The sequence below is a fragment of the Empedobacter sp. GD03739 genome (assembly GCF_029843245.1).
In the GTDB taxonomy this organism is placed as follows: domain Bacteria; phylum Bacteroidota; class Bacteroidia; order Flavobacteriales; family Weeksellaceae; genus Empedobacter; species Empedobacter falsenii_B.
The window spans coordinates 1-8,159 of record NZ_JAOCHX010000073.1; the positions used below are offsets into that span (position 1 = coordinate 1).

The following is an 8,159-nucleotide window of genomic DNA, read 5'->3' on the forward strand; positions in this document are numbered from 1 at the left end:
GCGAACTTCTATAGCTTTTCTTTTCGTAGCCTTTGCTGTCTGTTAAAGTTCGTTTGAAAGGCAGAAAAGCTTTATTTCCTCCTTTTTGAATACATTCGTAACGGTTTTCTTTTTTATTGAAAATAAAGCCTTCTCGCTCGGGTTTATATTGTCCAAAGTTGGGAATCCAAGCATCTAAGTTATGATCTTCACAATATTGCAAACTTGTACCGCTACTATAGCCCGCATCAGCTAAAACTTCACCTATTTGTATATCGTTTTGTTTAAAATTTGATAAAGTTTGATCCATGATTTCAGAAAAGATTGTACTGTCTTTGCTACCTGCGGTACTGGCACAAGCACCTGTAATCACGTGGTGTTTATCATCAACTGCTAACTGTCCTGCATAGTTCAGTTGGCGTGGTTTACCTGGTTTGGTCGAGATTTTCGCATCAGGATCTGTTGGGCTATAATGGGTATGATTACTTAAAAACTTTGGACGAATCTCATTGCCATCCTCATCCAGTTGAATTGCTTTTCGAGCGGCAGGCATCGCTTTAAATTCTTCTTTTTTCCAATTATGGTGTTGTTCAACTAACTTTTTACGTGTTGAAGTGACTTTATATTCACTATTTTCTTCTAATTCGTTGACATATGCAGAAGCATCTTCTAAAACTTCTTTTTCAACTAAACTATCCATGCTTGCATTGGCCTTGATAAATGCACTATCAACCGCTTGACGACGACCCTGAACCATTCCTTTATCAATACAAAGACTTAAAACTTGACGGAATAATTCTAAGAAAACTTCTTCTCCTAATAATTGACGTGTTCGGCTAATGGTTGAGTGCCAAGGTAAATCTTCATTTAAATCATATCCTAAAAATAAACGTACATCTAAACAATTGCTACAGTAGCGAATCAATGCCCGATCGCTGTTGATGTTGTTGAGATAACCCACCAATAATATCTTGAAAAAGACCACAGGATCAATACTTTTTTGACCTTCTTTTCCATAATATTTTGAGGTCACTTGATAAAGAAAATCAAATGATAATTCTCGCTGTATTATTCGATAGTAATTATCCAAAGGTACCAATCGATCCAAACTTAAATCGTAAAATAATTGGGGTGTAAATTCTTTTTTGCCTTGCATAATAACAAGTTAAGAAATTTTACGTTATTCTAGTTGTGCAACAGGCACATCGGTTTTGCAAAAGCGGGGATGAAGTTCCCTTGCGGTGAAAGTTTTGTAATTTTTATCCGCAAAAAACCATTTCGTTTTTTTATTTTTTGTAATTTTGAAAAAACGAAAATGGTTTTTGCTCAGGTTCGTGTTAATAGAAAGTTTTGAACTTCTTAGCCCCGCACTTCGCCAATACTTTTTCCGTTATACGCCATATTATCCAAAAAACCGCCTAAAGCACAGCATTTATGAAATTTGACACAGTAGAAAAATTTTTAAACTATGGAATTTTTACAATTCCCGAATATCAAAGAGGTTATTCTTGGACAAAAGACCAATTAGATGATCTATTAAATGATTTAGGCGATGTTGAATTCATAAAAGAGCATTATGCAGGAACAATTACTTTGATTAAAGCAGGACAGGAAAAAATTGGAATTACAAATCTAACAAAATACGATATCGTTGATGGACAACAAAGATTGACAACATTTCATTTACTTTTAATCAGTATTTATCACAGAATAAGTGAAATAAAACCTTTAGAAGCAGACGATGTAATTATAAGAAGCGTAATTAATAAGGAAAAATCTCTTTTGCGCTTGAACAACAAAAGTAATCAAGAGTTTTTTTATACCTTGATTACAGACTTTGACATAAATAGTATTAAAAAGCTTCTCCCGACAACAAAAACACAGAAAAATTTGCTTTTTACTCGTGTGTATTTTCATACATTTTTGCAAAGATATACATCAATAAATACGCTCATAAATATTTACAATAATCTCCTTTCTAAATTTAAAGTAAATATATTTGAATTGGAAGAAGAATCTGAAGTAGGTTTAATTTTTGAGACAATGAATGATAGAGGACTTCCTTTGTCTGATATTGATAAAGTAAAAAATTATCTTATTTATTTAACAAATAGATTAAATGAAAAATCATTAGCAAAAGAAATAAACAAAAAATTTGGAGAAATATTTACTGATTTAATGGCGATTGAAAACTATTCAACCGCAAGAATTGAAAATTCATTTTTGAAGAATTGTTACATTGCTTATGTTGGTGATAGTAAAGATTTGTCAGATATTCCAAAGAAAATTAAAACTGAACTAATAAAACAACGGGAAATATTTGCTAAAAAGAATCTCTTTGATAATGATGGCACTCAAAGAGATAAAAAAATAAAAGAAATTAAAGATTTTAATAATTTTTTGCATAAATGTTCTACTTTCTACCTACAAATCTTAAATCAAGAATTTGACAATGAGGAAATTAATAAATCTTTTTTCCGTCTTGAAACTTTAGGTAAAATTGAAAGTTTTCTTCCGCTTTATCTTGCAATCCTAACAAATAAAAAATTTAAACCTGATTTTCTAATTTCAATCAATGAAATCTTAGAGATTTTTACAATTAGAGTTTTTATTTTTGGAAACCGAAGAGGTAACACAGGTATTTCTGTAATATTTGATTTAGCACATAAAGTTTATTCAAACAAAATAAATTTCACTGAATTAAAGAAAGAACTTCGTAATTTGATTGAAAAAAACAGTAATAATCTTGATTTGAGAAAATCAATTATTAATTTAAGCGTTTATAACACCCTTTCTCAGAATGCACTAAAACTAATTTTACTTGACTATGAATATTATCTGCAAAATGAACTAAAATCCAAATTTGATTTTGGAACGATTCAAGAATTAACTAAAAATAACAAAATAACCATTGAACATATTGCTCCACAAAATTTGATGGCAGGAATAAAACCTCTTGAAAACATTAACCTTCTTGGGAATCTAGTTCTGACTTTCCAAAACAGCTCTTTGACAAATAAAACTTTTAGTTCTAAAAAACAACTATATATCAATTCTGATTTCTGTTCGGAAAGAGAATTAGTTAGTTTTGAAGATTGGAATGATAAAACAATTATTGAAAGAGGTAAAAAAATTCAAAAGTTTATAATGGACAAATGGAAACCTTAAAAATACGGCGTACAACATCGGTAACTGTTGCACAACTCAATATTTCAGACAAAATACACCTATACCACAAATACAAAAAGCTCCCTTGCAGGAGCTTTAGTTTTTATGCAACGTTATTTATATATTCTTTTTCGAGGATACCATCTACTATTTTTTCAACCTTATCGATGTTTGCTTTTAGTAATTCGTTATCTTCTATTTGTTCTATTTCGTGGAACTGCACATGTTTGTTAAACTCTTGCAGTTTGGCGTAATAACGTTTCAATTCTGCTTTGTTGAACAAGTTTCCATTCTTCACATAAATCACATGTATTTTTGATTTGATGTATTGCGAAACTTGCAATATATCGCCTCTATTGCGTGATATATCTATCGAATAGAAAATAGATTTCAGGTATTCGCTTTTAGAAGTGGGCTCTTTTACCAACCAATATGTTGTCTTAGGACTTGCTGCTATCGGAATAATATTCAGCACCTTATTTGGAAACAAACATGCCATTTCCCATGCTAATCCTCCACCTAAATCTGCACCAATAATGGCAAAAATCTCGTCTACTTCCAATTCAAATAACGTCAACCAAAACAATACCGCTACATCGCGTGCTGTAATGTGATCGCGTGGTATATAGTCGTACTTTATGGTTTCGGAAACGCCATTTCCAGGAATATCTATACAGATTACCGTATACTCATTAAGATCAATTGCTTTGTTTTTCCCCATGACTCCATCCCAATGATAGGTACAATCTGAATCTCCGTGTAAGGAATGGTTAATCAAAATGACTGGAGCTGTTCCTAATGGAAGTCCAAAAAGTTGAAATGTTACCGAAACATTGTTTAAGATTGTGTTGTCCTCTAAGGGCCAAACTGGGATCGTTACTTGTTGTAAACTTTGCATTGTTTTTAATTTTATATGGGTAATTGTTGTTTTTGTTTAAAAAAAATCCCCATCGAAAATCGACGGGGAAACCTAAAATATATTAAAAAATAAAATCTCTTTTTAGTATACATGACTTTCCCACGTCTGGATATTCCAAACCTGTTTGCGAATCGACATATATAAGCACGTAAACTTCATTTTTTAATTACTTTGTTATTCAAATGTATAAAATAATTTTCGGCAAACAATTAAATTTATCTTAATTATTTGTAAAATTTTCTAAATCTCTATTTATAATAGCGAAGTGGTCCCCCTCAACTTGTTTCAGGGTCGCATCTAATTCAGAACATAAAATTTATAACCACATAGAGACATAGGTTTAACAATGTTGATGAATAGAGATAAATTGGAAAATGAATAAATGAACTAGTATTACGATGTATCTATATGGTAGAATATAAAAAAACAAATCAAGCAATTATTCAAAACTTTATTATCGAAACAATATCCAATTTAGAATAAAATTCTAAGTGATCATTTTAAAATAAAATTATTAGAAAAGATTACTACATATTCAATTTTTTATGTAGTTTTACATCGTATTTCGAATCGTAGAAAACGATACCAACCGAGAGGAGTCTCCACGGTGGTAAAACAATACGGGAGTTCATCCAAAAACAACGAAAAATCCCCTATTATCGAAATACAATAATTGTTTTATTTTAACTATTTATTGTATGTCACAAAACATTTCTGAGCTTAATTTAGCTCCTATATCAGATGAAAAATTGGTCGATTTTATCAATCAACAATTGCCTATTAAAGTTCCTGCGCTAAAAGATCATATTATCGAAGAATTCAAGAAAAGAGGTTTGGATTATCGTCATCTATACAATGTAAAAACAGATGAATTGAATATCAAACTTCCGCTTAGTTTAATCGACGGTTGCTTGTTCGAGCGCAATATTCCCAAACCACCTTTGGTAGGTAATTTCTACGCTGTTGTACATAGATTGAGAAACTTTTTGCAACATAGCAAAGAATTGAACGGAAAACGCCTTAAAACCTTTCATTATATCTTCGATCAACTTTATTTACCTTATGAATTGATTGATATTATTTCGGAAGAAGATGTCAAAAATCTAACTGAAGATGATGTATTTATTACCTTCAAAAACTCGAAACAACATTTCCCGAACAATAAGATTATCAATAAAATTCCGAAAAATAATTTATTGATTACTGTTGACAAAGGGAATTATTACCGCGGTTTGGATAAAGTAATTTTGTCACATCAAAATACGATTATCAAAGAAGAAAACTTGAATAACGTAACTGCATAACTGAAATTGCTTTCGACAAATCTCTATATTTGTTGAAAGCAATTTTATATGACGCCAGAAAAAAGAGAATTAGTAGAGGCAAGTTTTAATCGTTCAGAAACCTTAAAATTTTATAACGCATCACTTATCGAATGCGAAACGGACTATGTTTCGATTAAGATTCCAAAACAAGAAATGATGACACGTAAACACGGAATGTTTAATGGTGCTATGATTGCTTCTTTGGTTGATGTTTCATCTGGTTATGCTGCTGTTTCTCACTATGACGACGATTGTTATGTGGTAACAGTTGAGTTAAAGGTGAATTATTTACGACCTGCTTTGGGTGATTATTTACTATCAAAAGCCTATGTGATAAAAGGCGGAAAAAAGATAAGCACCATACGCACAGAGATTTTTGTGGTTGACGAAACGACGAACAAAGAAACGCATGCTGCTACTTCTTTGGTAACTATGATGAGAATAAAATGATGCAAAATTTTCTTACCATTGATTATTTAGAACACGGAAATGAAATACAACACAATGTGTTTCATTTGTTGCGCAATCATCAAATTTTAGAAAAACTTGACACATACAAACCTATTGTAGTAGGTACAATTCCCATTGAAATCAATATTGAAAATAGTGACATTGATATTATTGGTGAAACATCTAATTTTGAAAACGCTACAAATCATTTAACCGAGAATTTTTCTCATTATTTTGAATTTAAAATCAATCAATTAATAAACAATAACGAAATTTGTTTGACTTGTAATTTTAGAATTGATACGTTTGAAATTGAGATTTATTTAGAGAATAAGATTCCAACCGAACAAAATGCCTATCGACATATGCTCATTGAGGCGAAACTACTTGAAAAATTTGACGAACCATTCAAAAACAAAATCATCGAACTTAAAAAGAATGGGTACAAAACTGAACCTGCTTTTGCAAAAGTTCTTGAGTTAAAAGGTAATCCATATCTCGCCTTATTGGAGTATGAAGTAGATTAAACAGTTTTCTTATAACGCAATTAATTAAATCAATTCAACTTGTTATTTTCTTCTTTTTTGTTGATTTAATTTTATAAAAAATCGCAGAATGAAAATAAGAGAATTACAATTGTTTACAAATGAGCTAGAAAAAACAAAATCATTTTATACAACTATTTTAGCTTTTGATTTAATTGAAGAAACCGAAAATCAGTTTAGTTTACAAGTTGGTTGGACAAGATTAACTTTTATAAAATCGAACGAAGAACATATTTATCATTTCAGTTTTTTAGTTTGTAAAAATCAATTCGAAAAGGCATTTGATTGGATACAAAATAAAACTAAAATCCTAAACACCGATGCTGATCAATACATTGCAAAGTTCGAAAATTGGAATGCACAATCTTTTTATTTCTATGATGGAGCTAGAAATCTTGCTGAGATGATTACACATTATAATTTAGCTTATGAGAACGATGCAGAATTTGATCAACATTCTATTTTAGGAATTTCTGAAATTGGCTTACCTACAACTGATATTGAGGCTACCAATCAATTATTAGAAGAGAAAACAACATCTAAATTCTGGAAAGGAGATTTTGAAAGATTTGGCACAAACGGCTCAGATGAGGGGAAAATATTATTACCAAATTATTTTATCAAAACAACTTGGTTTCCTACAACTGATACAATAACTCCTACTCCATTTACAGCTATTTTGGAAAATGAAAATTGTTATTCAAAAGTGATTTTCAATAATAATAAATTAAATATATCTAATCTTGCCATTTTATAAAAAATAAGCATTGAATAAAAAGTGATATCTTAAGGGTAAAAAAAAATGGGATTGTAACTTTGCATTCCAAATATCTAAAAATGGTAAACTTTATATTAATCGCAGTCTGTATAATCGCCGGAATGGTGTTTAAAGCAACAAAATCTATACATCCTGATGCTCATAAAGGGATCAATACGTGGATCTTATATTTGGCTTTACCAGCAGTCTCGTTTAAGTATTTACCAAAAGTAGAATGGTCGCAAGAAATGTTATTTCCTATCTTTTCTACTGTCATTATTGCCGTTGGAAGTTTGTTTTACATGAAATTCTACAGCAAAGCAAAAGGCTATTCGGAGCGTTCGAGAAGAACATTGGAATTGGCAAGCGGCTATAGCAATACATCTTTTATTGGCTTTCCTTTGATTTCAGCATTTTATGGAGAAAAGTATTTGAGTATTGCGATTATTTGTGATCAAACCATGTTTTTGTGCTTATCAACCATCGGAATAGTTTCTGCATTAAAAGGAGGAAGCAATGGATCTGGAGCAATAGATTCCAAATTTATCTTGAAACGATTATTTACTTTCCCTCCATTTTTGGGTTGTATAAGTGCATTGATTTTATCTCAATTTATCGACTTATCTCCTGCCGAACCATTCTTCGACAAATTAGCTGCAACCGTAGGTCCATTGGCTTTATTTTCGGTTGGATTGCAATTAAAGTTTAATGGTTGGAGAAAATTATGGTCACAAATTTCGATGTCTATGGTTTACAAATTAATGATTGCGCCTGCAGTTGTAATGCTTTTAGCCATCGTAATTGGAATAAAAGGTGATGTGGCTAAAATCTCTATTTTTGAAGCTGCTATGCCTACTTTAGTGACATCGAGTATTATTGCGGAACAATTTAAACTCAACACCAAACTAACCAATTTGATTATTGGAATCAGTATTATTGTAGGCTTTTTTACAGCTGCTTTTTGGTATGAAATGATACAATTGTTTATTCAGTAGATTTAACTGTTACAGTTTTTA

Annotated in this window: 8 protein-coding genes and 1 riboswitch; of the genes, 6 read left to right on the forward strand and 2 right to left on the reverse strand. The window is 30.9% G+C overall.

Annotated features, from left to right (window positions below; translation table 11 throughout):
- Positions 1 to 1,087 (reverse strand): transposase (locus N5E64_RS15000; RefSeq protein WP_280038206.1); only part of this gene is annotated, 1,087 nt, incomplete at its 3' end.
- Positions 1,088 to 1,413: 326 nt separating this feature from the next.
- Here N5E64_RS15000 and N5E64_RS15005 point away from each other — a divergent pair.
- A complete protein-coding gene (locus N5E64_RS15005) occupies positions 1,414 to 3,147 on the forward strand; it encodes a DUF262 domain-containing HNH endonuclease family protein (protein WP_280038207.1) in 1,734 nt (577 codons plus the stop codon).
- 103 nt (positions 3,148 to 3,250) lie between these two features.
- On the opposite strand, the gene N5E64_RS15010 is transcribed toward N5E64_RS15005, so the two are convergent.
- Positions 3,251 to 4,045 carry an alpha/beta fold hydrolase gene (locus tag N5E64_RS15010; RefSeq protein ID WP_280038208.1) on the reverse strand — a complete coding sequence of 265 codons (795 nt, stop codon included), beginning with the start codon at positions 4,043 to 4,045 and terminating at the stop codon, positions 3,251 to 3,253.
- 576 nt (positions 4,046 to 4,621) lie between these two features.
- A riboswitch (SAM-I-IV-variant riboswitch) is annotated at positions 4,622 to 4,716 on the forward strand.
- A 48-nt stretch (positions 4,717 to 4,764) separates the two neighbouring features.
- On the opposite strand from N5E64_RS15010, the gene N5E64_RS15015 reads away from it, so the two are divergent.
- The 5 genes from N5E64_RS15015 (at position 4,765) to N5E64_RS15035 (ending at position 8,138) form a co-directional block, all read left to right on the forward strand.
- Positions 4,765 to 5,370, forward strand: a complete 606-nt coding sequence (locus N5E64_RS15015) for a hypothetical protein (RefSeq protein WP_125350460.1) — start codon at positions 4,765 to 4,767, stop codon at positions 5,368 to 5,370.
- A gap of 48 nt (positions 5,371 to 5,418) precedes the next feature.
- Positions 5,419 to 5,841, forward strand: coding sequence for a PaaI family thioesterase (locus N5E64_RS15020; RefSeq protein ID WP_038337190.1), 423 nt, complete (start codon positions 5,419 to 5,421; stop codon positions 5,839 to 5,841).
- Positions 5,838 to 6,368, forward strand: a complete 531-nt coding sequence (locus tag N5E64_RS15025) for a DUF4269 domain-containing protein (protein ID WP_125350461.1) — start codon at positions 5,838 to 5,840, stop codon at positions 6,366 to 6,368. The genes N5E64_RS15020 and N5E64_RS15025 overlap by 4 nt, the downstream gene beginning before the upstream one ends.
- An 88-nt stretch (positions 6,369 to 6,456) precedes the next feature.
- Positions 6,457 to 7,143: a VOC family protein gene (locus N5E64_RS15030; RefSeq protein ID WP_115001181.1), complete on the forward strand. Its 687-nt coding sequence runs from the start codon at positions 6,457 to 6,459 to the stop codon at positions 7,141 to 7,143.
- Positions 7,144 to 7,223: 80 nt separating this feature from the next.
- Positions 7,224 to 8,138: an AEC family transporter gene (locus N5E64_RS15035; protein WP_038337191.1), complete on the forward strand. Its 915-nt coding sequence runs from the start codon at positions 7,224 to 7,226 to the stop codon at positions 8,136 to 8,138.
- The last annotated feature ends 21 nt before the right edge of the window (positions 8,139 to 8,159 follow it).

Excerpts from the sequence above, each read along its gene's own strand:
- N5E64_RS15010 (WP_280038208.1), bottom strand. The coding sequence starts at position 4,045 with ATGCAAAGTTTACAACAAGTAACGATCCCAGTTTGGCCCTTAGAGGAC.
- N5E64_RS15020 (WP_038337190.1), top strand. The coding sequence starts at position 5,419 with ATGACGCCAGAAAAAAGAGAATTAGTAGAGGCAAGTTTTAATCGTTCA.
- N5E64_RS15030 (WP_115001181.1), top strand. The coding sequence starts at position 6,457 with ATGAAAATAAGAGAATTACAATTGTTTACAAATGAGCTAGAAAAAACA.
- N5E64_RS15005 (WP_280038207.1), top strand. The coding sequence starts at position 1,414 with ATGAAATTTGACACAGTAGAAAAATTTTTAAACTATGGAATTTTTACA.
- N5E64_RS15025 (WP_125350461.1), top strand. The coding sequence starts at position 5,838 with ATGATGCAAAATTTTCTTACCATTGATTATTTAGAACACGGAAATGAA.
- N5E64_RS15035 (WP_038337191.1), top strand. The coding sequence starts at position 7,224 with ATGGTAAACTTTATATTAATCGCAGTCTGTATAATCGCCGGAATGGTG.
- N5E64_RS15015 (WP_125350460.1), top strand. The coding sequence starts at position 4,765 with ATGTCACAAAACATTTCTGAGCTTAATTTAGCTCCTATATCAGATGAA.